Source organism: Helicobacter ailurogastricus (assembly GCF_001282945.1).
Taxonomy (GTDB): domain Bacteria; phylum Campylobacterota; class Campylobacteria; order Campylobacterales; family Helicobacteraceae; genus Helicobacter; species Helicobacter ailurogastricus.
In genome coordinates this window covers 301,378-323,588 of record NZ_CDMG01000004.1, presented here as the reverse complement: position 1 = coordinate 323,588, position 22,211 = coordinate 301,378, and the positions used below count along the sequence as shown (strand labels likewise).

Genomic DNA, 22,211 nt, shown 5'->3' with positions numbered 1-22,211 from the left:
CACATCTGGGGGGAGTTGGTTGCCATGGTAGTAGGCCTTGGCTTGTTTAAATTCTTGGATGGATTTAAGCGCTTTGTCTTGGTCTTTTTTAAAATCTCTTTGCAGTTGGCTAAAGTCTTTCATTTGCACCCCGCCCACTAGGACTTAACAGACTGGAGTTTTCCTGCGGCTTCTAGTGGGCTTGTTCATTGTGTAAGAAGAACAAGCGCACTATAGCAAAAGCTCTCAACACCTACAAGGGTTAACGCTAAAATGCCTAACGCAAGGCGTTTTCTGGACGCAACGGCGTTTAGCAGATGGCAACATAGGTAAGATTAAGGGATTGTTTGGCACAATAGCGCCAGCACTTCCCCGCAAATGCGGGGGCAGGTGAAAAGCACCTGCTAGGTGAAAAGCACCTGCTAGGTGAAAAGCACCTGCTAAAGGCTTATTGCAGTCGTTGGGCGAAAACGACCACAAGTGCTAACACTATCAGCATTTTATGCATTGCCGTTACTCCTTTCTAGGGAGTAACCCGCTACTTGACCCTGCCCCCTACACAAAAACAAGAAACTTTATTTTGCAGTGCGCCAAATCGCCACAAGTAACGGCAAAGTGCCAATACTCTATTCTACCAAATGCCCCTTAAGCTTTTAGGGAGAAAACGCAACGCGTTTTAGAAGGTCTAGGGGCTTTAAAGACATGGGAAAGATTCAGCGATGGTTTGGCACAATAACCCTAGCATTAGCCCACCGCCTTTAAGGCGGCGCAAGCGTTAAACGCTTGTATTTGGGCTTAGTGCAGTTGTTCCGCGAAGACAACTACAAAAGCTAGGATTACTAGCAATTTAGCCATCGGTTATCTCCTTTCTCGGGAGAAAACGCGATGCGTTTTTTGCCCGCATCACCCCGTCCCCCTACACAAACAAGTTAAAAACCCATTTGCAGGATGCCAATCGCCTTAAAGTAACGACAAAGTGCCAATTTTCTATTTTAACAAAACGCCCCTTAAGTGGGCTATTTAGGCTGCTCTTTGGGCTGCTCTTGCGTGCAGTGTTCTAAATCCTTTTCTAAAATTTCTATATAAATTAACAGCTCTTGTAGGTATTCTAGGGTGTCTAAATCTTTAGAAGGTCTAGTGGCTTTAACCACTTGGCATTTCGTAGGCAAATACACCTTTTGATAAACCACCTGCGGGCTGCAGGCGTTTAAAAGCAACAACAGGGGCACCAGCCACAAACGCACATCAATTCTCCTCTTCTAAGTTGTTGGCGATTTTTAAAAGCTCGTCTGTGGTCATTTTGCTGTAGTCGTTGTCGGGTTTATGGGCGGGCAACGTGCTTTGCTCCTTGCCAAAGAGGCTAATTTTCAAGTCGGCAAACATCTTTGCCACCTTCTCGGCCGCCGCAATGATGACGGGGTTGCCTTTAGGGTTGTTGGCGTTGTAACGGACCATGCGCATCAATTCATCTTTGGCAATGATGGCGCTTAAAAGGATATTTTTATTGATGTAGTTTAAATTCATCGCCTTCATCAACAACTCATCGCTAGAAGTTTCTAACAAGGCTTCTAAGACAATGGGATCCAGATCGGCATCTTGTAAACGCTCGCGAATGCTGTCCTTGATCTGCTCCTTTTTCGCCCCGATGAAGGTGTCGATGCTGTGATCTAGCATGGAATCGGTGATGACCTCCACCTCCACCTCCTTACGCGCCTTGCAAGGCTCCCAGCCCTCCTCTTGCGCCCATTTCTTCATCGTCCCCTCGCTCACTTCAAAGAATTTTGCCAACTCTTTAAAGTCCACATCGTGGGTTTCATAATAGGCCTTTGCCTCCGCTTTCTTCTTCTTGTAAGTCTCGGGGCATAAACGCTTCCACCCCTCGGCCAACACCCAGCGCGCGATCGTCCCATAGGGCACGCCAAATTCCTTAGAAAGTTGGGCGTGGGTGGTTTTGGTGGTTTCGTAGACTTGACGGACAGCGTCTTTTTTGTCCGCATATAAAGGCGCTCTACCCATGTTAATCCTCCAATTTAAACACCGATAAAGTCCAACTTGAGCGCACGCCATCCCATCTTTCCAACACACTTAAGCGCACCCCGGGCATTAAAGTAAGGATAAACGCCCGCTTTTTGCCTACATAGTGAATTCTACGGTCCTGATGATGACGGTAATTGAAGAATTCCTCATCATAGTCGTTTGATGTCCCCCCAGACACCCTTAAAGAGTAACGCCCATCGCTCGTGCTAACATTAATCGCGCACCCATTGCTGCCGTTGAAAGGGTGGCTTTCCACGCAAATAAACAGATCAAAGGGTTTATTGGTGTTGTTGGCATAACCCCAATCGTAAGCGTTGTCTGTTTGGAAAATAAAGCCCATCATGGCGCTCCTATTTTGCTATAAGTGTCTTTGTCGATTTTTCCGTTCGTTTCTTTGATGTAGGCGTTCTTTTGGCGGTATTTATGCAGCGCGTCTAGCACCTCCTTAGGCACTTTGCCCCCTAAGGCCTGCACCTCGCCCATTTGGCGCAATAAAAGCTTTAATTGCATGCTCTGCGCCTCGCCCATTCTAGCGGTGTTTTCCTCCTTGCCCCGAAAGCCCGCATCGATGATCTTGTGCGCGTCATTCACGGCTTGATTGGTGACCTTGCCCCCCCCATTGATGGCACTAGCTAGAGAATAAACGTATTGCCCCATCGCGGTCATAAACTCCGCCATGTTGGCATTCACCCCGATAATGCCGCTACTCATCTCGTTTAATTTGCGCCTTAGCCCGCTGTAAATCCCGCTATTGTCTTGGAATTTGTGAATCAAGCCATCGCCCAAATCTAGGGCTTTGAGGGTTTGGTACATGTTTTGCGTGGCTTGGGTGCGATTGGCGATTTTTTGGCGCAACTCCATCGTGCCGTTGACCTGCGCGTTTAAGTCCACGCCCAAATAATTTTTAGCTAAGTAGTAGTCAAACATGTTTAAATCCCCCGTTTTGACCCGCCTGTCTAAATCGGCAATGCCCGTGCTGGGTAAGTTTCTAGCCTCCTCTTGCTGTGGCTCTGGCTCTGGCGAGGGCGTTTGCTCTCTAGGCTTTTCTTTAAGGTAGCCACTCAAATCGGGCGTGTCCTCTAGGGCGCTGCTAAGGCGGGTGGTGGCCGTGGCCCCTATTGCTAAGTTTTCATCTGTGGGCTTTAATAAAGTCCCCGCTGTGTGCGCGAATTGTGAAATGGTCCCCATTATCTATCCACCAAGTGGGCTTTCGTGCCCTTTCTTTTAAACTCTTTTTCCTCAATGATGCCCGCTTTGATGAGCTCTTGGCGTTTTAAGCCCATGCGTAGTTGGTTGTTAAACTCCAATTCCTCTAATTTCTTGCGGCGCAAATAACCCGTTTCTTCCTCTAATATTTTAAGCGCGTGGCTTTGAATCAAGCTCGTTAAGTGCAACTGGGCTTCTAGCTGCATTTCTCTAAAAAGCCGCATGTTATTGGTCTCTTGGAAAAACTCTTTTGCCAAAAATTTAAATTTCGTGTTGGACGTGTTGTCTAAATGCGCGATGAGTAGAGCGTCTAAGTCCTTTTCCACTTGAGAAAAAAACCGCGCGCGCTTTTCGCGTAAAAACTCCGTGTCTAAGCGGCTTAGCGTGTCCTCTAAGAGCTCTTTAAAATCTTGTTGCAGCGCTTCGCCTAAACGCTGCTCGACCAACTCCATAAAGCTTTCATTTTGGGCCACAAAGTCGGCCATGTGCGCGCCTAGCTGCGCTTGGGCTAGGTCTTTGGCCTCTTGCACCTCGTTTAAAATGCCCGCCTGCACTTCCCTTTGCATGTCCTCTTTAAAGTTGGCAAACGCGGCCTTAAACGCAAACTTGGCCTCTTCTAAAGCACCGCCAGCCTCTGCTTCCCACGCCTCTTGCATGGCATTTAAGGCCGTGGCTTTCAAGGCGTTTAAATCTCCTTGGGCCTGTTTTTGCGTGCGCTCTAGCAGCTTTGCCGCCCGTTGCTCTAAACCCTCCCTAGCCTTTTGCAACACGCCCTCCACGCCGCTTTTGGCCTCTTCTTTGAGCCCTTGCAAAATAAGGGGCTTGGCGTTTTCCTCAAAGTCGCGTTGAAGGGTGCTTGCCATTTGGTTTAAATCCTCTAGGGCTCTTTGCTGGTAGGCTTGTTTGAACTGGGCCACACTTTGGGCTAAAGGCTCTTGCAAGGACGCGCGGATGCGCTCCTCTAGGCGGCGTTTCTCCACACTGTTTAAAAAGCGACTCACGATCTGCGCTTGGATGTTGGCCTCTAGGTCGTTTAACTTGGCGATGGCCTCTTCTCTCACAATGTTAGGCAGGTTTTCTTGGACGCTTAAAGCCTGCATCTGCTCTTGGATCATCGCGGCGATTTGGCCGTTTAACTGGTCCATCGCCCTTTTAAGCCGTGCGTCTAAATGCGCGCTTAAGGTCGTGCGGGCCTGCTCTAAAAGGGCGATGCTCTCTTGTTTGGTCTTTTGGCTGGCTTGGATGAACTCTTGGATTTTGTTGTAAAGTTGCAACGCACACCTCCAAATAACTTAAGGACCTTGATGTATAACATTTTGAAGGGGTTTTGAAAAGGGTTAAGAAGAGCGGTGTTGACATACTCCCCATAGCTAAAGCTAGGGGATTGCGGGATCATCAAGGCTAGCCCGCTAGGCGGGTCTTACAGCCTCTACTCCAAGAGTGGATGCCCCCACTCTATGAATATTCACACTTGCGTTCAAATCTCTATCCAAAGAAAAACCACAAGAGTGGCAATGAAAAACCCTATCTTTTAGGCTTAAATCCTCTTTGATGTTCCCACAACTAGAACAGGTCTTAGAGCTAGGATAGAATCTATCAATCTTGATCACTTGGGTTTTTCTCTCCAAGATAGCCACAAACTCACCAAAAGCCAAATCATTAATCTTGCGCCCCCAAAGTTTAACCATACCCTTCAGGTTTAAATCTTCAATGAAAATAGTGGCGTATTGCTTAGATAGGCTATTGGCAAGCTTGTAGAAAAAGTCTGTTCTTAGGTTTTTGATTTTTCTATGCAATCTAGCAAGTCTTAGTCTAGCTTTTAGGCGGTTATGGCTACCTCTTTTCTTTTTGGATAGAGAGCGACTACAAGCACGCATCATTGGCAAGAATTTAGAGAAAAATAAAGGCGATGGGATTTGCGTGCCATTAGAGCAGGTGAGAAAGGTTTTTAACCCAAAATCCAGCCCCACGCTGTTACCGCCTGCGGGCTTAGGGTTATCTTGCACTTCACATACAAGGCACAAGAAATAATCGCCTAGATTATCTCTTTTAATGGTTAAGGTCTTGGGTTTGCCTACAAGGTCGTAAGTCTTGACAAACTTAAAAGCATAGCCATTAAAAGAGATGATGTTGTCTTGGATTTTATAACCACATTGCGAAAATGTGAAAGATTTGTAAGAGTGTATTTTTTTAAAGCGGGGCGGTCTGCCCTGTTTCTTAAAAAACTTCTTATAAGCCTTGTTTATCCTCTCTACCAACTCCTGCAAGGTTTGCGAGCCTAGAGTTTTTAAAAAAGCAAAGCGTGTTGTTTTCTTTAGTTTGGTGATGTGTCTTTTTAAGGTATAAAAACTCAAATGTTTCTTGTAGAGCTTGTAGTATCTCTTATGCAAAGCGATACAATGGTTATAACAAATGCCATAAAGGCGCAGAAGTTTGCCGATGTGCTTATTTTTGCTTGAATTGTAGAGCTTTTGCTTGTAGGCGATTAACATGAGGGCATTATACACAACTCCAGTGATATTTAAGAGCATGCGCCTTATATCCCCATAGCTAAAGCTAGGGGCTGGACGGCGCGGTTGCTAAATCACACCACGCAAAGCAAAGATGAAGCACACGCACTTTAACTGAAAAAACCTTATTCTTTTCTTAGATACGCCACGTGCGGCGTTTAAAGGCGGGGGCGGCGCTGACCCTTTGCGCGCTGGCAATGGGGGCTTTAACCTCGGGGTGGCTAAGCGCGCTGGCGATCGCATCGATGCAATCGTCCTGTCTAAAGGGTTTATCCGGGTTGAAGCTAAAGAGCTCTTTTTTGATCTGCTCTTGGTTGTGGCAATTGTGCGCGAACACCAAAAACCCCGTGTTGTAAAAAGGGCGCATGGCTTTAATCTTATCGACTTTGCTGACCTTGCGGCTGGGCGTGTAGCAATAGATCAAATCGTTTAAAGGCGCGCCGCCAAGCTCTTTAGCCCTTTGGTTGTGTTTCACCAGCTCGACCATTAAAAGGCGGTGCAAGGTCAGCCCCCCGCCATCGCTCTCGATGTAGGTTTTGGCCTCGGGGTGCTCGGCTTTGGCCTGCAAAATATGGCCCATGGTCTGCTCCTCGCTCCACACCCCACAAAAGCAATCGACCACCACATAGCGCGCGCTCCCCTTATAATTCTCCACAGCCACCACCACCACCGCGCGGTTATCGGCACTTTCTTTTAAACTGACGGCATTATCCACAAAAATAAAGGTGTTGGCCTGCCCCACCTCGTGGGTAAAAATGTGGGTGTAAAACTGCTCGTCAAAGTAGCCCCCGCTGGTGGAGATGGGCTCTTGCTGGTATTGGGCGCTAAACTCGTCATTTCCCATTTGCAAACGCAAGGCTTCTAGCTCCTCTAAATTGTGGCGCGCCTCAAACAGCGGCTCGTTGGCGGGGCGCTCATAGCTGAAGTCTTTAATGGCGTAGGTTTGGGCGCTTTCATTCAAGGCCTGCAATTTAACGACTTTCCACTGGGCAATGGTGGCCTCGTCAAATTCTCTTTCGCTTTGCAAAAACCCGCAAAGATCATTCAAGCCTAGCCGCTGCATTAAGATCGTGATGTTGCTCTCGTTGTCTTGCAAACGGCTTAACACGCTCTCTTTAAAATTCGCATTCACGCTTTTTACCGCCGTTTTGCTCGACATTTCGCTAACCTTAATCGGGTCGTCTATGAGGATTTGGTGCGCGTGGAAACCCGTTAACGCGCTCTTAAGGGTCGTAACAAACAGCCCGCCGCCTTCTCTTAAAACGAATTCTTGGGCGTTGTCTTGCAAGAACTCTAAAGGCTCGGGAAACACCTGCGCGTAAAATTTGGACTTCATCAAGTCGCGCACTTGGTTAGCGATTTTGCGGCACAAGTCATCGCTGTAGCTGATGTAAAAGAATTTGCGCACGCGATCTAGCCCCAAACTCCACGCAATGAAGGAGCGGGCAATGATCTCGGTTTTGCCATAACTGGGGGGCATGTTGATCATTAAACGGGTGATGAGCTCACCTGCGGCGGTGCTAGGCTGGGTGCATTCTAGGACTTTGCAAAGATAGTTGATGTGCCAACTTTGCATGAAAGGAGCGAGGTTGTAACGCGCCCATTTGAGCTTTAAAAAGGTGTAAAAATCCCTTTGGGCTAGGGCTCTTAAGGCCAATTCTCTACGCAAATCCTGCACTATGGCCTCTGCATCGGGTTATCAAAAGCGGGCGGTTTAGTGGGGTCTTTCAAGGTCTCTAAAGGCTTTTTCAAGGCAGGTTTGTTGCCCTTAAAGCCCCCGCCTGCTTGCGTGAGTAGTTTATTGCCAAGCGCCATCACGCTAGGGTCTGCACTTTGGCCTAAGATGTAGCCCTTTGTGCCCGTATCCGCGTTGAGATTACGCACTTGCGCCCATCTCAAGCCCACATCGGCGGCGGTTTGTTGTTTGGCTAGGCCATAGTTGCGCTTGGCCTGCTGTTGGTTAAAGCCAAAGGTTTTTTCCCATTGCTCTTTAGCTATATCTTGTTGGCGGTTGGCTAAATCCAAACGCGCTTGCTCTAGACTCAATTGCGCCGCGCGGTGTTCTTGCTCTTTAGCGTCCTTTTCTTTTTGATAACTAAATTGCGCGGTGCTTAGGGCTAAATTGTGGTATTTGTTGGCCATGTTGGCTAAGTGCCCCTGTGTGGAGCTCACCACATTGGCTAAATGGCTGTGCGCTTGGGCTAAGTTGCTGATGTTTTGCGCCAAGACAGACACGGCCCCCCGCCCTGCGCTGATGTCGGGTCCCATGTTAGGTCCTTAAATTATAAGATAAATGCACAATGCCCCCATCGCCCACGCTCACCTGCACCCTCTGCCCGCCCTGCAAATTTAAAAACAAGGCGCGGCTTTTTCTAGCACTCACGCTGACATAGCTTCCAAAACTGCTAAATCCTGTATAGCCGCCTTGGATGTAGCAAAAGCAGTAAAGAATTTGCGTGGGGACTTGCCAATTGTGCCACCCGCTCTCCCAATAAACCCATGTGAAAGGTGTCCGGCCATAGGTGGAGCCCGCTTTCATGGTGTCGATTTGCTTTTGCAAGTCCTCAATGGGGGCAAGCACGCTCTTTTGACTCATCTCTAAGATCAAATCGCCCTTAAGCCGCCTTAAGCTATCGTTCGTGTCATCGTATTTCTTTTGGATATTGGCCTGCATTTGCTCTAAGAGCGTGTGGCTTTGGTTGTAGTTGCCCTCTAAGGCCGTGCTCTTTTGGGTGTAAGAGGTCTCTAGCGCGTTTTGCTTTTGCGTGGCCTCTTGGCTAAAGCGCAAAATTTCCTCATCCACGCGCTGCCTAAAGCCCTCGATTTTTTGGATATTGGGCGCGTTTAAGCGGTCGATTTCGGCTTGCACCCCCTCTAACTTCAAGCGGGCGTTTTCGTTAAAGCTGGCAAACTTGGCATTGTGGTTGGCGTTGTATTCTTCCAACTTTTGGTCGTCATTGGCATCGTAGTCGGCCATTTTCTGTAGGTGGTTGGCGTTGTATTCTCTCAGCCTTTCATCGGCTAGGCTCGTCAAGCTGGTGCGTTTCTCTGTGGCGTTTTTGTCAAACTCTTTTGTGTGCTGATCGGCATTCTCATTGTAGGCTTGGATTTTCGTGTCGATGGTGTTTTTAAACGCCTCTAGCTTATCCATGTTGCCTGTGTTAAAGGACTCCACCTCTTGGCTGACTTGGGCTAACTTGGCATCGGCGGCCTTAGCGTATTCTTGGATTTTATCGGTGGTGTGGCGGTTAAATTCCTCGATTTTGGCCGTGTTGTTGGCCTCAAAGTCGGCGGCGTGTTGGTCGGCATTTTGGTTATACGCGTCTAGCTTGGCTAGGTGGTTTTGGTTGTATTCCTCTAGCTTTTGGATGTCATTGACGCGGTATTCCTCTAGCCTCAAATCCGCTTGTGTGTTGTGCTGCTCTAGCCTTCTATCGGCGTTTTGGTTAAACTCCTCGAATTTTTGGGCATCGTTGTCGTTGTAGATTTTCAGCTTCTCTTCGTGGTTTTGGTTGTAGGCGGTGGTCTTGGTTTGGTCGTTTTGGTTGTATTGCTCTAGCTTCTCATCGGCGGTCGTGGTGTAAAGCTCTAGCTTTTGCTCGTGGTTCGTGTTGTAAGCGGTGGTTTTGTCTGTGCAAGTTTGGTTGTATTGTTCTAGCTTTTGCTGGGCGTTGGCGTTGTATTCATCTAGCTTTTCGTCAAAAGAATCTTGCACGGATTGCCTAATGGCTTCTAAGTAGTCCCTAATTTGCACCACGGCCTGAACGCCTGCTTTGGCCTCGTCTAGCTTGGCTAAAACCTGCACTTCAAAGTCGTTTAGCTTGGTCTGCACTGTGGCTAAATGCTCCTTGGCTTTTGCCTCAATGCCCTCTTTTAGCCCATCGATTTCCTCTAAAATTTCCGTCCTTTTGGCTAAAAGCTTGGTTTGGATGTCCGCCTCTATCGTGCCAATGTTGTTAATGGCAGTGTTGGTGGTCTCTTTAATGCTGCTTAAAGACTCTTTGCCAAGCTCTTTAATCTGCTGGACATAGACGCGGGCTTTCTTGCTGGTCTCTACAAGCTCTAATTTGACATCGTCCATGCTCTCTAGCTTCTTTAAAAGCTCTTGCACCATCGATTTCATCGCCAAAACGCCCTGAGCGTCTTTGCCTACGCGCTCTAAAAGCTTCTTGGCGATCTCGATCTGCTCCAACACTAGATCAAAATTCTTAACAATCATGCCGTTGTTGCGGATCATGATGGCGTTGAATTGGTCGAAGTAAGCGTTATAGTCGTCAATTAAAGTTTTGACGTAATCGACTTGCGCGCTGGCAAAGTTCACCCCGCTTTCAAGGTCGGGTTTTAAAAGCTCGGCTTTAGCGTATAAATCCTTCAAGGCCTGAAAACTGCTTAAAATGCGATGCACGCCCTGCAAGCTCAAATAAATTTGCTGCCGCCAATCGTCATTCTGGTTTAACGACTTCTCTAGCAGCTGCATAAAATCCTCTTGAATGGCTTTTGTGGTGGGTAAATCTAGGGTTAAATCCTGCAAATCGGGCGGGAGGGGCAACTGCTCTAAAGTGTCAAAAGGGCGCGTGTGTTTGGCGGTTTCTAACGCTAGGGCGGCCTTAGTTTGCCCGGCTTTGACCTGCTCTAGGGCGGTGCTTAAATCTTGCAAACGTGAGCTGGCCTGCTGGTTTTGGGCCTTAGCGTTTTCTAAAACCTCTGAACCCTCTTTAAGGTCGTTTTCAAAAGTGGCTAAGGCCACGCGCATAAAGTTAAGCTCCTCCTCTGCCTTCTGTAGCGCCTGTTGCTTCTCTAGCGCCTCTTTCTCCTCTGCTGTGAGTCTGACGGCTTCGGGCTCTTGCTCTTGCTCTGTGGCTTCTTGTTGGGGCTCTTTTAATTCTTGCAAATCCTCATCTTGTGCCATGGCTAGCTCCTTTTATGTTGTGTCGGCAGGTCTTGGGCTTGGACTTGGATATTAATGGTCTTGCTGGCGCTGTGCTCGCGGTTTGTGCTGGTGAAAGTGATGGCGTAAGTGCCCGGCGCGCTCTGGTTAAAAAGCATGCTGGACCCATCGCACACATGGCGGCCATCCACGCTAAAGCTGTCTTTGGAATTGCTTAAAAGACTGATGCCCCACACTTTGACGGGGTGCCCGGGCAAGGTCTCCAAACTTTGGGCAAACACCTGCACATCTTGGCGGACATCTTGCAGGGGGTCTAGGGCGTTTAATTCACCGGCTAGGCGGTCTAATATGCCTTCTAACCGCCCATTCGTGCCCGCCATGCCAATTTGGTTAATCGTCCTAATCACATTACTCGCATGCGATGTTACGGCGGCCGTGTTGGTCGCATTGCCGACCACTTGCAAAAAGCCCACGTAGGCATTCGCGCGGTTGATGGCGGCGTTGTCTTTTAAGCTCTTAAGCATGCTGGTGCATTGGATCAAAGCGTTTAAGGCATTGGCCCTTTTAAGCTCTAGCTCGTGCTTGGCGTTGCTGGCTTCAATTTCGATTTTCGCCTTGACTTGGGCGGCTTCTAGGCTTAATTTCGCCTCTTCTAAGCCCTGTTGCATTTCTTGCAAGTGCAATTTTTCGTATTCTAAAGCCCCTTGCATGCAAAGGTTGTTGAGCTCTTTTGAGCTAAAATTTTGCTCCTCTAAAGCCGACCTCAAGGTTAAAAAATTGCGGATAAAGCGATTAATGTTCATGCCATTTTCCCCTGTAGGCCATGGGGGGCAAATTTGCTATAATAAGGCCACTGGATACAGTGTTGGGACTTCTTTGCGCTAATTGGCGTATCGCATAGCTTTAGCTGTGTTTGAGTGGGTAAGGAAAGTAGCGGGTAACTCCTTAGAAAGGAGTACCAACATGAAACTGTTAATAGCCACCGTGGTAATAATGGTTCTGTTAGCGCAGCCATTATATTAACCCACTTTAAGGGGGGCCTGCCCGCAGGGGCGGGCCTACCACGGGGGTTATTGTATCCAACTTTCTTAAAATCTAAGATTAAACTACAGACTTTGCTATAATAAGGCCACTGGATACCATATGGGCTAACTTTCGGGTACTTGGCGAATCGCAGAGTTTTAAACTTTGTTGAGAGGGAAAAGGAGAACGCGGGGAACTCCTTAGAAAGGAGAAACCCGTATGAGATTGTTAATAATCCTCGTGGTTTTAGCGGTTTTTGTACCCACTCCGCTATACTAACCCGTTCGGGGGGCTCGCCGTGAAGGCGGGCTTGACCACGGGGGTTATTGTATCCAACTTTCTTAAAATCTAAGATTAAACTAAACACGCACGACCTTAGAATAAAGGTTTTTGTTGGAATACAGGTTATTTAAATACAGGGCGAGCACGTTTTTCGCCTCTTTGTAAAGGTTTTTAATCATGGCGATTTTTTGCATGTTTTGCTCGTCTGTGGGGATTTCTAACAACAGCCCCAAACTCCCATAGACCAGCGCATTCATGGACAGATCGGGCATAGGCAAATATTCATCCTCGCCACTGACGGGGTCATAATAGTTATACACCACAGACAAAAACCCCGCTTTAAAGGGCGTGACGCTGATTTTATCGCCCTCAATGAGTAGGGCCAAGTCTTGCCCCTCTTGTTGGGGGACGCTCGTCCGCCTTTCTAAATACTTGGCGTTGAAAAACGCCTCTTCCACCCCCAATAAATAATGACACTGGATGTAAGGATTTTTCGGGCTGATCAGCTCGTTTCTCTTAAACTTGTTGAGCTTAAACTCTAAAATCAAGGCCGTACAAGTGGTGTTGATGGCATCGATGATCTCATTCGTGCTGAAACGCAAATTGTCGTAATTGTCGTCTTTTAAACGGCTTCTAATGCGGTCGATGACATCAAGCATTGAGAGCATGGACATACACCTCCTCGACTTCTTTAAAAAATGGGGGACACAGATACAAGGCATTTTTAGAGATGTTGCAATCATACACCCTTAAAAATTCCTTGACAAGCTGCATGGCCCTTAAATCCACATTGGGGGGGAAGGCCCCGCCCACCAAATAGGCATCTAAAAGGGTTAAATCCAACGCATAGAAGTTTAAAGGCTTGGGGTAGTCTAGGTAGTTTAGCTCCCCCTCGCCCGGACACACGCTAAAACGATGGAGCCCGTTTGCGTTTTGGTAGGTGTAAATTTCGCTGGCATCACTTATGGGCAGGGCGTGTGCGCCGCTCACATTAAAACGCGCCTTGATGGCCCCATACCTAGAGCTTAAAAACACCTGCCCGCTGCCCTCAAAACGCACTAAACGCATCATGCGCGCACCATCGGCGCCGCTTCGTCTGCTGGTGTTTGGGGGTTTGCGCTCATGTCATAGAGTTGCGCGCTTTGCCCCATTTGCTCATTGGCCTTGAGCCGCTCGGCTTCTCTGGCATTGTAGCGTTTGGTCTCCTCCATGAATTGCTGGCGGGCTAGGTCGTTGGCGCGTTGCATTTCTTTAATTTGAGATTGGGCGTTTTGGGCCCCTTGGATGGTGTTAAATAAACCCATCCCAAGATTGACAAAATCTAGCCCCAGCCCTACTCCCATGGCCGTCTTGCTCATCATGGGGCTTAGGTTTAGATTAAAACTACCGGCCATGCTAGACTTCTAGGGTGATTTCAGAGGGCAAGAAGTAATGCATCCGCAAGATGCATAGCGGGTCTTTCTCTTCTTTAGCGGCGGGCTTGGCCGGGAGAGCTTTGGGGTCGGCTGGCCCTGCGGCGGGCTTAGTCTCGGCCTCTTTTTTGGATTTAAAGCCTGTGATGGTGGCGACCACCACCTCGTTTTTGAGCGCGCAAAAGGGCATGGAAGTGTCGGCGACATCTTTAGCCGCGCAATCCACATTGTTTAAAAAATATTCGAGGTCTTGGCCCACGCCTAAATCGATGGTGCACCCGGCTAAGGGCTCCACAATTTGTAAAGACGTGCTGATGACCTCGGCCCCTGCGGGCAGAATCGCCAATTGCTTTTTTTCTTCGTCTAAATTAAAGGCCACTTTGCATAAATAGCTGATATTCTTTACTTTCTGCAACATCAATCATCCTTTCGCTAGGGTTACAAACTAACGCCACAAAGGGCAAAACCTTAAAATTTTGGCTGTTTTGCAAATCAAGGCACAAACTGATTTGGCCTTGACTCTCGATAAGACTTTCCAAACTCACACCTTCGCGCTAAAAAGCCCTATGACCGCAAAATCTGTATTGTCGTAGACGCTAGGAACGCCGTTCGCGCTGTTAAAACGCGCCTTGCTGATGCCTAAGATTCTATCGACCCCACAAATGGTTTTGCGCCCCGCGTCCTCGGTTTCATTGATGTAGAAGTTGATAGACGCGTTGCCCGCTAGCACCAACGCGCTCGCCCCAATCAAAGCCCCAATAGACACGGGGGTATCGCCCGCGTAAGTGCTAGGCGGCGTTACACGCGTCACATTCTGCTTATTTAAATTGGCCTCAAAGTCGGCATCTTCCACTTCGGAGTTTAAAAGCCCCACATTCATAGAAGTCCAAACCCCCATGTCTAAAATGGGGCAATTGTCAATCACGCCCACAATGCCCGTAAATAGGGCGTTCTTCGCGCCTCTATCCCCCGCGTATTTTTGGATTTCTTGGTATTCGGGGTCGGTTTTAAGCTGGTTGATGGCAAAACTATCCAAGAGAATAATGTAGCTGTAATTTTGCACGCTAAGCCCACCCGTGGTGACCATTTCGCTTCTTATGGGCTTGAGCGGGAAACTTTGCTTGTTGTCATGCCTTAGGCCCGCTCTGGCTTGGAAAATCGCGCGGCGGATGGCCTTAACGCTCATTTTATCGCCCTCTTTAATTTGGCTGGTGAGCTCTGCAATGGCCTTATGCAAATTCACGGCATTTGCGGGCTTTTCGGGGCTTTTAAAGCCCTGCAACTCATCGCACACCACGACATTCGTAAAGTCATTGCTGAGCGCGCACACCAACGCGCGATCTCTCTTGGCTTGAATCCACTCGGTCAAGCTGTCGCTGGCCTCTTTGATGAAGTCTATATGCTTCATGGCCGAATAGTGCTTGATCTCGCTCTTGATGGCATTGCCCACCACTTCGGGGTAAATCGTTTGGCATAAAATCTCTAAATTGTCAAAGTTGACATTAAAGTCCGTATTGCCCTTCACCCCGCTCCCGCTAAGCTGCGCTTTTAGGCGCGGGCGGTAGGGCTGGTTATCCTCAACTATATAAGTCCTAACCCCTCTATCGCTGCCTCTGCCCGTCAAGGGCTCAAAGGGCGACTTCTTCCAACTGGCCGCCTCGATCTGTTGGCCGATCTTCACGCTCACATTCGGGTCATTCTTCCAATTGCCGATGTTGATTTCGTTTAATCCTTGTAGCATTTGCATCCTTTCTAAAATCGATTCATCACCATTTCTTGAGAGCCGCCGCCTGCTTGCGCGGGGTTGCCCTCCACGCGTTTAGGCAAGGGCTCTTCTTGCTGGGCTACTCCATTTGTGTAGGCATTGTAAAGCTCATAAAGCACATTCCAAAACTCCTCTCCGCTGAGGCTGTCTAGTTGTTGGCGGTATTTGGGGGGCAAGTCCTCGGTGTAAAAGCGCCCCATGGCCTCAATGTCGGCCTCGGGGTTTTTTTGCAAAAAGGCTTCTTGCCCGGCTTGCATGTCCTTCGTGGTTTGTTGGCCGGCGATGGTGGTTTGCAGCTCCTTAGCGCGCTGGATTTTGCCGCCCAGCTTGTCTTGCAAGAATTGGTTTTGCAACTCTAGGATTTTCTTAACAAACGCCTCTCTGTCGTCCCAAAAATCCTGCTCGAACGCCTCCATGTGCGCGGCGGCGTATTTGGCAAAGTCGGTTTCAAGGCTGGCCTCGGCTTGGGCGAGCTCTTGCTTGATGGTCTCAAGCTCTAGCTCCTCGGCGCTCGCGCTCGCCTCGTTGGCCCCGCTCGTGGCCCCGCCGCTCGTGGCCCCGCCGTTTGTGCTCGCCGCCTCGTTTGCGCCCCCGCTCGTGCCGTTCGCGCCGGTCATAGCAGCCTTAGCTGCTCCGGCCGTTTCAGGCTGGTTTTCGTGATCCATCGCAACCCCTTAAATATTTTTACGCCAAGAGTAAAGCACAAACCCAAAAAAAATTAAAGGGTTAATGCCGCTGACCCTAGCGCGCCGCTAGCCCTAAAAAGCCTAGAAGTTCCCTGAAACGTTTTAACTTTGCAGCTTAAGCCACGCTAAGGCCACAACAAGCGCCCCCAAGCCCCCCGGGCTTAGTTAAAATAGTATTGATTGCCAACCCTACGCTGCGCTATGCTGCGCTACGGGTTGGCGTAAAAAATTTTGCTAAAACCCGCGCTTGACACCCTTAAGTCTTTGATCCAACAGCCAAACCATCTTCAAATCCCTAGAATCTAATGCGCTCTGCAACGACCTTTTCAAACCAGCCGCCTTAAATTGCCTTAAAGCCATCTGCCAATACTTCGGCTCTAACATGACAAATTTAGACCTAAGCGCTTGGGCTTGATGCGAATCTAAATTGCCTGCAAGGATATTTAAGAACACTTCCTTGAGCACAAAATCTTCTGTGGATAAGTTTTTGTAGACGATGAATCTAAACTCTTCAGACTCTAACATGGTCAGCAAGATGCGCCCCTCCAAAGAGAATTTAGAATGCGGGATTGAGGGTTTCTTAGAATAAGTCTTAAACACTTCAGATTTAACCGAGGCTAGAGCTTGCAACTTGGAGAGAAACGCATCTTTGAGGAAGGGAGGGTAAGATTGGATAAGAGAGTTTAGGTAGCTGTAATTCTTATCCTTATCGGCAATGCTAAGTTCAGCACGCAAATGATGACGGCAAAAGTAGGTCCAGCCGTCCTGTTTGAATAGATTAGGCTTAACGCCATTCTTCAAAAACTTATCCAAATCTTTAAGGGCTTTAGACTTAGGCAAATCGGTTTTGGCATAGACCACAGCACAAGCCCCATACTGCGCCTTAAAACACATCTCTAAGGCTTTGAGCGTGGCGTTAAAGCCGGCCACGTCAGAATCGAAGCTAAACACAATCTCCACGCCTAGATTGGTTAAAATCTTTAAGTGGTGTTCGCTAAAAGCGACTCCCATCGTGCAAACGACATGAGGGTAACCAAAATGCGTAAAGGCCATCACATCAAAGAATCCTTCACACACGATAACCTGCTTCTTCTCTAGAATCGAGGGCATGGCTTGGTGGAGATTGTAGAGCATGAAGGATTTTTTAAAGAGGGGGGTGGCGGGGGTGTTGATGTAACGGATGATCTCGGGGGGGACATTCTCTGCCGGGTAGCGGCCGCTAAAGCCCACGACCTGCCCCCTAAAATTCATCACCGGCATTAAAAGGCGGTAAAGCATGGAGAAGTGGCCTTTTTCATTGAGAATGCCCGCCAACCGCAACACATCCACACTAAAGGCTTGCCTGACCTTTTCCACGACTCTAAGGCTACAAAAGCCCAATTTAAAGGTCTTGATTAAAGGGGTGCTTAAGCCGCGCGCGCGGACATACGCTAAAGCCCTATTGTCTTCAGCGTTTAAAAGCTCTATGGCGGCGACATTGGCCGTGTAGGCCAAAGCCTCTAAGGCGTCTCTTAAAGGCTCTATTCGGCCATCCTCGACAATCTCTAAAGAGAAGTTAGAAAGCTGGGCCACAAGCTTAACGGCCTCCACAAACTCTAAACCCTTCAAGCGTTGGACGAAAGTGATGACATCCCCACTAACCCCACAGCCAAAGCAATAAAAATACTTCTTCTGTGGGTTGATGGAGAGACTGGGAGTCTTTTCGGTGTGGAAAGGGCACACGCACTTATAGCTAAAGCCAAAGCGTTTTAAATCCACTAATTTTCCCATCACATCCACAATGTCCAAAGACTCCTTAAGCTCTTTAATGTTTTGGATGACGAGCATTAATCCTCCCTTCGATAAAAGAGTCTGGGCTGGCCTTTTCTATTGCCTTCAATGTGGACGAATTTAAAGCTCTTTTGGTCGATGCGGAAATACTTAAAGGTCTGCAAGCCGGTTTGCTTATTCTTAAGCGTGGTGATCTTGCGCATCAAAAACCCATGCTCTTCATCAAAGTTTAAACGCTTAAGCTCAAATTTCTTAAGCCTAGAAATTCTAAACATGATGTCTGCCTCATGGCTGCCCTTCTTAGAGCCAAAGGGGGCAAATTCATCGTCCTTAGAGTTTTGGATGATGAGGATAATGAGCACTTCTAAAGACTTCGCCAAAGAACTAAGCACCGTGAATTTAGAGCTTTCAAATTCCTCCTTGCTATTGATGGCATCTCCATAACCCATCACCCGCATTTGAGAGTCGATGAGAAAGGCCTTAAAACCCTTGCGGGCTAGACTCTTGATCCGCGCACTTAAATCGTTTAAGTGCTGGCTATCCCCATCCAGATACAAGTTGTCGGGGTTGAAATAAAACTTCCTTCGCAAGAGATGATCCACATAGCCACGCACGGGAAACTCAAAGCTAAAATAACACACCTTGTGCTCAAGCGCCATGAACTCTAAGAACTGCTGGCAGAGCAAAGTTTTACCCGTCTCAGCGTCCCCAGAAACCAACACAAAGCGCCCCACTTCAAACCCCCCGCCCAAGATTTCATCAAAGAAACTAACGCCTGTAGATAGCTTAGCAAGAGGGGGCATGTCGGCAAAGCGTTTGATGTATTCAGACAAGAGCGCGCCATTTTTGGAGGGCTCAATGCTGATGTAGCGGTTGATGAACTCCAAATCGTAAATCTCAGAGTTGAGCGATGCCTTAGCCAATTCATTGGCCAGCTTGCGCTGGACCTTCAAGGCTAGGAACTTCTTAAAGTCTTCCTTGAGATTGATGTAATCGGGCGTGCAATCGGCGTTAAACACCTCTAAGAAGTCTTGGCTCTGACAAAAGCCCTCACCCAGCTCCAACAACAAGGTTTCCCTAGTGATTAAACGCTTGTCCCTAGATAAATCTATCACCGCATCGATGATCTTACGATGGGCTGGTTCTAAGAACTCTAAGGGGATGCCCTCTAAGAATTCTTCTAAATCCTGCGGGAAATTGATGAGGCTATGGACGACTAACTTTTCCATGCACCCTCCAACTCACACAATAACCCCTCCCACTCATCTAAAAAGCCCCTTTGCTCTAAAAGCTTGGCATAGACCATCAAATTCTCTTTTGCCAACTGCTCGAGCATCTCCAAGATGGAGCGCTTGAGTAGGGCGTTTTGACTCAAGTTTGAAATGGCAGCGAATCGGCGAAAACTTCTGACAATGCCGGGGCTGACCATAAACTTTTTGCGCACGGGCTTTAGGGCGGGATTTATAAATCCTCTTTGATTTTTGCCAACTATGGGCATCTTTTCTCCTTTTCTTCAACAAACAATAGCGCATAGCACGCTCCACAATGACCGCCCGGCTTTGCCCCTCAATCTCGGCCACAAAGTCCAGAAGGTCTAATATCCCTTGCTCTAAAAAGAACGACCCCGTATGGATTTTAATGGGTTTAGTCTTCTTCAAACTCTTCACAATAGGTCTCGCAAACCTGATCGAGCACATCCGCGGCATTGTCGTAGTCAAAGCCGAATTTGCGCATCAAGCCATCCAAAATGCGTTTAGCCTTCTTGGCTTTAAAGTCCTGTTTGAAGTCCTCAGACTCTAAGCGCTCAATTTTAGAACTGATTAAAGGGAACAGATCGCGATAGCCCCGGCGCATGCTATAGGCCACACACGCCTCTAAATCCTCCCCCTTAGCCTTGAGCTCTAACATCCGCTCCAAGATGGCCTTTTTAGCCCCGTAGGATAGCTTAGAATGCTCACGGCGGTAAGTGACGAACTTTTCGAAGGCTTGAGCCTCGAACGGCTCTAAAGTGCTGGTATCGAAGTTAAAACACGAGTCGGCCATGTGCTTGATCTTCTCTAGGCTCTCCACGACAAACTCCCTACCCTTTAACCAGACATTTCCCCGCTTGGATTCTGCAGATTCCCCCTCCCCTCCCTCACATGCGCGCGTATGCGCGTAAGAGATTTCATGTTTCTTTTTCTCCATGTTTCTTTTTAAGGGCGCAAAATTTATACGTGTGGCTGAAACCTCGATGTGTGCGGGGTTTGTGGCACTTTTTAGGGCATTTTGCCCCATTGACGGTTTTTGCATTGAGGCGGCGTTTTCGCCCCCCACTTCTACTCCCTGCCCCGCCGCTAAAAAGTCAGACAAGGACCCGCTATTAACATAAGTTGAGCCTGTTACGCTCAACTTGTCTAAGTTAGAGGGCTCAATATGTTTTTTTCGAAATTCTGAAAATTTTGTTAAAATTTCGAAATCCGGGGCGAGCTGTTTTTCTTTAATCAGTTCCCCCGATTCCTCCACTTCTTCCCATTCCTCGTATTTTTTTTCTTTTTTTTCTCCAACGAAAAGAACGGCAGGAGCAGGAGCAGGAGCGCAAGCAGCGGGCAAGGGATGGGCGGCCGCTGGTGGGAGCTCTTCGTCCGGTGGGACCTCGTCTGGCTCTTTGAAGATGAAGGCGTACTCGTCCGTAAGTTGGCCCGACGAGAGGCGCAAACGAGAGATAGACAACACGCCCGCGGCGATGAGCTCGTTAATGTATTTCCACAAGGTGCGCGAAGACAGCTTTAACGCCTTGCAAAGGTGCGGGGTGTTGGGCTTCCAATTGCTCGGCAAGGATTTGATGAAAAGCAAAACGCCCATGCTCTGCACGCTCAAGTTGCACTTTTGGATGATGGTGTTGGAGACGCGGGTGAAGGGCTCGTTGTTGTGGATTTTGACAATCATGTTAATTCCTTTCGACAAAAACGCATTCGTGCACAATGACCCCATCCGGGGCCACAAGAGCAAGCCCATAAGCGGCGATGAATTGGCCGTGGCGGTTTCTTAGGGCTTTGATTTTCAGCACCCCGCAGCGCTTGAGCTCGTTAATGTATTTCCACAAGGTGCGCCCGGAGATGCCAAATTGGTTACAAAGGGTGTAAGTGAGCCCCGTTGTGTGGCTTTGGGTGCTTGCCAAGAAGGCTAAAATGCCCGTGGCTTGCAGACTTAGGCCGTGTTGGAGGGTGCAATATTGCAAGAGGGCGAGCACCTCATCGGCTCTGATGTATTTAGCGCTCATGAAAACTCCTTGTCTAAGAAAGTGGCGTGCGTGGTGTGCTCCTTTTTGATGTAGTGCGCGTAAACCCGGTAGGTGATTTCTAGGTTCTTGTGCCCTAGGGTGTGGCTCACCCATAGGGGGTCTTCGCCGCGGCTAAGCATCAAGCTGGCGAAGGTGTGGCGGGTGGTGTAAAGCTTAGAGTGGGGCATGCCAAGCGCGCTTAATAAATTCTTCCACGCGTAGGCGATGTTGTGCAGCCGCATGCGCTTGTAGGCAAAAATCTCCCTGTGGGGCTCATAACCCCCGATTTTGTTGGCGAACTCCATTAAAGCCCGCTTGACGACGGGCAACATGTCGATTTCGCGCGTGGAGGATTTGGTTTTGGGGGTTTGGGTGGTGCGCTGGGTGTAGTTGTAGGTCGCCTTGATCGTGATGGTGTCCTTCTTAAAATCCACATCCTCCCACCTTAAGGCCAGCAGCTCGCCCGTGCGCGCCCCGGTGAAGAAGGCCACAGTTAAGAAAGCCTTAAGCTTTGCGTCTTTGGCGTGCGCCAACACCCTTTTAATCTGTTCTAAACTAAAGGGGATGATTTTCTTAGGGGGCTTGGTGTTGGTGATTTTCTGCGTGAAGAAGGGGTTTTTTTCGATGTAGCCCTCTTGGGTGCAAAACTCTAAAAAGTCTTTGAGATAAAAGACCATGGTTTTGGTGTGGGCGTGGCTGTAGTGGCCGTCAATGAGGCGTTTGTAAAATTGGGAAACGTGGGCGCTGTTTAAGTGCATGGTGTTGCAATCCACGCCCCCGGTTAAAAGCTCGATGACGCGCTTGAGGCTGTAGTGGAAGGTTCTTTGGGTGCTGGGTTTAAGCCCGATGGCGCGCTCTAGGCGACGTTTGGCGGCAATGCTGACTTTCACGCCCTGCGTGTGCTCCTTGAGGATGGCGGCCTCGTTGGCTAAAGCCCACGCGCGGTTTGCGGGCGTGTCCTTGCGCTTGAGCGTGAAGCGGCGGCGCTGGCCGTTGATGGTAACATTGGCATATAAGTTGCCCTTGCGGCTAAATAAGGTCATTTTCTCTCCTTACACAATTTTTCTTGGTGTTCTGGGAATTCAACCAAGATTAAGACACATGCAAATTGCACCCCCCCTTGGGGTTTTGAAGTCCCGAATCGCCAAGGATTTTTCAAATGGGGGGCTTGGGGCGGGCTTCTAGGCAAGAGACTATTGGGCTTGCAACCCCGCTAGAGCGGCAAGTTTGCTTAAGCCTCTTTGGGCCTAAAATGGGCCTAAATGGGGGGGATGTTTAAGATTTGTAATAAAGGGGGGGTTTATGTTAAAATACTGGCCTGCTTTGCAAAAAACACAACAAAAGGGATTTTCCATGCCAAAATTTTTACAAACTTCTTTATTTATGTTAAA

22 protein-coding genes are annotated in these 22,211 nt (G+C 48.5%); all 22 read right to left on the bottom strand.

Annotated features, from left to right (window positions below):
* Positions 1 to 995 precede the first annotated feature (995 nt).
* The 22 genes from HAL07_RS04635 to HAL07_RS04525 all read right to left on the bottom strand — a co-directional run bounded on the left by HAL07_RS04635 (position 996) and on the right by HAL07_RS04525 (position 21,863).
* Entirely contained in the window at positions 996 to 1,223 is a 228-nt protein-coding gene (locus tag HAL07_RS04635) for a hypothetical protein (RefSeq protein ID WP_053945279.1), read from the bottom strand.
* Position 1,224: 1 nt separating this feature from the next.
* Positions 1,225 to 1,995 carry a terminase gene (locus HAL07_RS04630; protein WP_238374485.1) on the bottom strand — a complete coding sequence of 257 codons (771 nt, stop codon included), beginning with the start codon at positions 1,993 to 1,995 and terminating at the stop codon, positions 1,225 to 1,227.
* Between the two features lies 1 nt (position 1,996).
* A complete protein-coding gene (locus HAL07_RS04625; RefSeq protein WP_053945278.1) occupies positions 1,997 to 2,359 on the bottom strand; it encodes a hypothetical protein in 363 nt (120 codons plus the stop codon).
* The gene (locus tag HAL07_RS04620; protein ID WP_053945277.1) at positions 2,356 to 3,204 is read right to left on the bottom strand and encodes a hypothetical protein; all 849 of its coding nucleotides are present in this window, start codon (positions 3,202 to 3,204) and stop codon (positions 2,356 to 2,358) included. Before HAL07_RS04620 ends, HAL07_RS04625 begins: the two co-directional genes overlap by 4 nt.
* A complete protein-coding gene (locus tag HAL07_RS04615) occupies positions 3,204 to 4,496 on the bottom strand; it encodes a hypothetical protein (protein ID WP_053945276.1) in 1,293 nt (430 codons plus the stop codon). The genes HAL07_RS04620 and HAL07_RS04615 overlap by 1 nt, the downstream gene beginning before the upstream one ends.
* 135 nt (positions 4,497 to 4,631) lie before the next feature.
* Entirely contained in the window at positions 4,632 to 5,714 is a 1,083-nt protein-coding gene (locus tag HAL07_RS04610; RefSeq protein ID WP_053945299.1) for an RNA-guided endonuclease InsQ/TnpB family protein, read from the bottom strand.
* A gap of 154 nt (positions 5,715 to 5,868) precedes the next feature.
* On the bottom strand, positions 5,869 to 7,413 hold the full coding sequence (locus HAL07_RS04605) for a terminase family protein (protein WP_053945275.1): 1,545 nt from the start codon (positions 7,411 to 7,413) through the stop codon (positions 5,869 to 5,871).
* Positions 7,410 to 8,000 carry a hypothetical protein gene (locus HAL07_RS04600; RefSeq protein WP_053945274.1) on the bottom strand — a complete coding sequence of 197 codons (591 nt, stop codon included), beginning with the start codon at positions 7,998 to 8,000 and terminating at the stop codon, positions 7,410 to 7,412. Before HAL07_RS04600 ends, HAL07_RS04605 begins: the two co-directional genes overlap by 4 nt.
* A gap of 1 nt (position 8,001) precedes the next feature.
* Complete coding sequence (locus HAL07_RS04595; protein ID WP_053945273.1) at positions 8,002 to 10,641, bottom strand: coiled-coil domain-containing protein; 2,640 nt, start codon at positions 10,639 to 10,641, stop codon at positions 8,002 to 8,004.
* 2 nt (positions 10,642 to 10,643) lie between these two features.
* Positions 10,644 to 11,423 carry a hypothetical protein gene (locus HAL07_RS04590; protein WP_053945272.1) on the bottom strand — a complete coding sequence of 260 codons (780 nt, stop codon included), beginning with the start codon at positions 11,421 to 11,423 and terminating at the stop codon, positions 10,644 to 10,646.
* A gap of 579 nt (positions 11,424 to 12,002) precedes the next feature.
* Positions 12,003 to 12,599, bottom strand: a complete 597-nt coding sequence (locus HAL07_RS04580; protein ID WP_053945270.1) for a hypothetical protein — start codon at positions 12,597 to 12,599, stop codon at positions 12,003 to 12,005.
* The gene (locus tag HAL07_RS04575; protein ID WP_053945269.1) at positions 12,577 to 12,996 is read right to left on the bottom strand and encodes a hypothetical protein; all 420 of its coding nucleotides are present in this window, start codon (positions 12,994 to 12,996) and stop codon (positions 12,577 to 12,579) included. Before HAL07_RS04575 ends, HAL07_RS04580 begins: the two co-directional genes overlap by 23 nt.
* Positions 12,993 to 13,319, bottom strand: a complete 327-nt coding sequence (locus HAL07_RS04570; protein ID WP_053945268.1) for a hypothetical protein — start codon at positions 13,317 to 13,319, stop codon at positions 12,993 to 12,995. Before HAL07_RS04570 ends, HAL07_RS04575 begins: the two co-directional genes overlap by 4 nt.
* A gap of 1 nt (position 13,320) precedes the next feature.
* Entirely contained in the window at positions 13,321 to 13,755 is a 435-nt protein-coding gene (locus HAL07_RS04565; RefSeq protein ID WP_156295937.1) for a hypothetical protein, read from the bottom strand.
* 123 nt (positions 13,756 to 13,878) lie between these two features.
* Positions 13,879 to 15,078, bottom strand: coding sequence for a phage capsid family protein (locus HAL07_RS04560; protein ID WP_053945266.1), 1,200 nt, complete (start codon positions 15,076 to 15,078; stop codon positions 13,879 to 13,881).
* Between the two features lie 11 nt (positions 15,079 to 15,089).
* A complete protein-coding gene (locus HAL07_RS04555; protein ID WP_053945265.1) occupies positions 15,090 to 15,767 on the bottom strand; it encodes a hypothetical protein in 678 nt (225 codons plus the stop codon).
* A gap of 255 nt (positions 15,768 to 16,022) precedes the next feature.
* Positions 16,023 to 17,615: a DNA primase gene (gene dnaG / locus HAL07_RS04550; RefSeq protein ID WP_053945264.1), complete on the bottom strand. Its 1,593-nt coding sequence runs from the start codon at positions 17,613 to 17,615 to the stop codon at positions 16,023 to 16,025.
* Positions 17,615 to 18,787: an ATPase domain-containing protein gene (locus HAL07_RS04545; protein WP_053945263.1), complete on the bottom strand. Its 1,173-nt coding sequence runs from the start codon at positions 18,785 to 18,787 to the stop codon at positions 17,615 to 17,617. Before HAL07_RS04545 ends, dnaG begins: the two co-directional genes overlap by 1 nt.
* Positions 18,775 to 19,056 (bottom strand): hypothetical protein, encoded by a 282-nt coding sequence (locus HAL07_RS04540; RefSeq protein ID WP_053945262.1) that lies wholly within the window; start codon positions 19,054 to 19,056, stop codon positions 18,775 to 18,777. Before HAL07_RS04540 ends, HAL07_RS04545 begins: the two co-directional genes overlap by 13 nt.
* 146 nt (positions 19,057 to 19,202) lie before the next feature.
* Complete coding sequence (locus HAL07_RS04535) at positions 19,203 to 20,486, bottom strand: phage replication initiator YdaU family protein (RefSeq protein WP_053945261.1); 1,284 nt, start codon at positions 20,484 to 20,486, stop codon at positions 19,203 to 19,205.
* Position 20,487: 1 nt separating this feature from the next.
* Positions 20,488 to 20,820, bottom strand: coding sequence for a helix-turn-helix domain-containing protein (locus tag HAL07_RS04530; protein WP_053941384.1), 333 nt, complete (start codon positions 20,818 to 20,820; stop codon positions 20,488 to 20,490).
* On the bottom strand, positions 20,817 to 21,863 hold the full coding sequence (locus HAL07_RS04525; RefSeq protein WP_053945260.1) for a site-specific integrase: 1,047 nt from the start codon (positions 21,861 to 21,863) through the stop codon (positions 20,817 to 20,819). The genes HAL07_RS04530 and HAL07_RS04525 overlap by 4 nt, the downstream gene beginning before the upstream one ends.
* Positions 21,864 to 22,211: the final 348 nt, after the last annotated feature.

Bases quoted from the DNA above. Each gene is read 5' to 3' on its own strand.
- HAL07_RS04630 (WP_238374485.1), bottom strand. From the start codon at position 1,995: ATGGGTAGAGCGCCTTTATATGCGGACAAAAAAGACGCTGTCCGTCAA.
- HAL07_RS04625 (WP_053945278.1), bottom strand. From the start codon at position 2,359: ATGATGGGCTTTATTTTCCAAACAGACAACGCTTACGATTGGGGTTAT.
- HAL07_RS04620 (WP_053945277.1), bottom strand. From the start codon at position 3,204: ATGGGGACCATTTCACAATTCGCGCACACAGCGGGGACTTTATTAAAG.
- HAL07_RS04610 (WP_053945299.1), bottom strand. From the start codon at position 5,714: ATGTTAATCGCCTACAAGCAAAAGCTCTACAATTCAAGCAAAAATAAG.
- HAL07_RS04600 (WP_053945274.1), bottom strand. From the start codon at position 8,000: ATGGGACCCGACATCAGCGCAGGGCGGGGGGCCGTGTCTGTCTTGGCG.
- HAL07_RS04595 (WP_053945273.1), bottom strand. From the start codon at position 10,641: ATGGCACAAGATGAGGATTTGCAAGAATTAAAAGAGCCCCAACAAGAA.
- HAL07_RS04590 (WP_053945272.1), bottom strand. From the start codon at position 11,423: ATGAACATTAATCGCTTTATCCGCAATTTTTTAACCTTGAGGTCGGCT.
- HAL07_RS04580 (WP_053945270.1), bottom strand. From the start codon at position 12,599: ATGTCCATGCTCTCAATGCTTGATGTCATCGACCGCATTAGAAGCCGT.
- HAL07_RS04575 (WP_053945269.1), bottom strand. From the start codon at position 12,996: ATGATGCGTTTAGTGCGTTTTGAGGGCAGCGGGCAGGTGTTTTTAAGC.
- HAL07_RS04570 (WP_053945268.1), bottom strand. From the start codon at position 13,319: ATGGCCGGTAGTTTTAATCTAAACCTAAGCCCCATGATGAGCAAGACG.
- HAL07_RS04565 (WP_156295937.1), bottom strand. From the start codon at position 13,755: ATGTTGCAGAAAGTAAAGAATATCAGCTATTTATGCAAAGTGGCCTTT.
- HAL07_RS04560 (WP_053945266.1), bottom strand. From the start codon at position 15,078: ATGCTACAAGGATTAAACGAAATCAACATCGGCAATTGGAAGAATGAC.
- HAL07_RS04555 (WP_053945265.1), bottom strand. From the start codon at position 15,767: ATGGATCACGAAAACCAGCCTGAAACGGCCGGAGCAGCTAAGGCTGCT.
- dnaG (WP_053945264.1), bottom strand. From the start codon at position 17,615: ATGCTCGTCATCCAAAACATTAAAGAGCTTAAGGAGTCTTTGGACATT.
- HAL07_RS04545 (WP_053945263.1), bottom strand. From the start codon at position 18,787: ATGGAAAAGTTAGTCGTCCATAGCCTCATCAATTTCCCGCAGGATTTA.
- HAL07_RS04540 (WP_053945262.1), bottom strand. From the start codon at position 19,056: ATGCCCATAGTTGGCAAAAATCAAAGAGGATTTATAAATCCCGCCCTA.
- HAL07_RS04535 (WP_053945261.1), bottom strand. From the start codon at position 20,486: ATGATTGTCAAAATCCACAACAACGAGCCCTTCACCCGCGTCTCCAAC.
- HAL07_RS04530 (WP_053941384.1), bottom strand. From the start codon at position 20,820: ATGAGCGCTAAATACATCAGAGCCGATGAGGTGCTCGCCCTCTTGCAA.
- HAL07_RS04525 (WP_053945260.1), bottom strand. From the start codon at position 21,863: ATGACCTTATTTAGCCGCAAGGGCAACTTATATGCCAATGTTACCATC.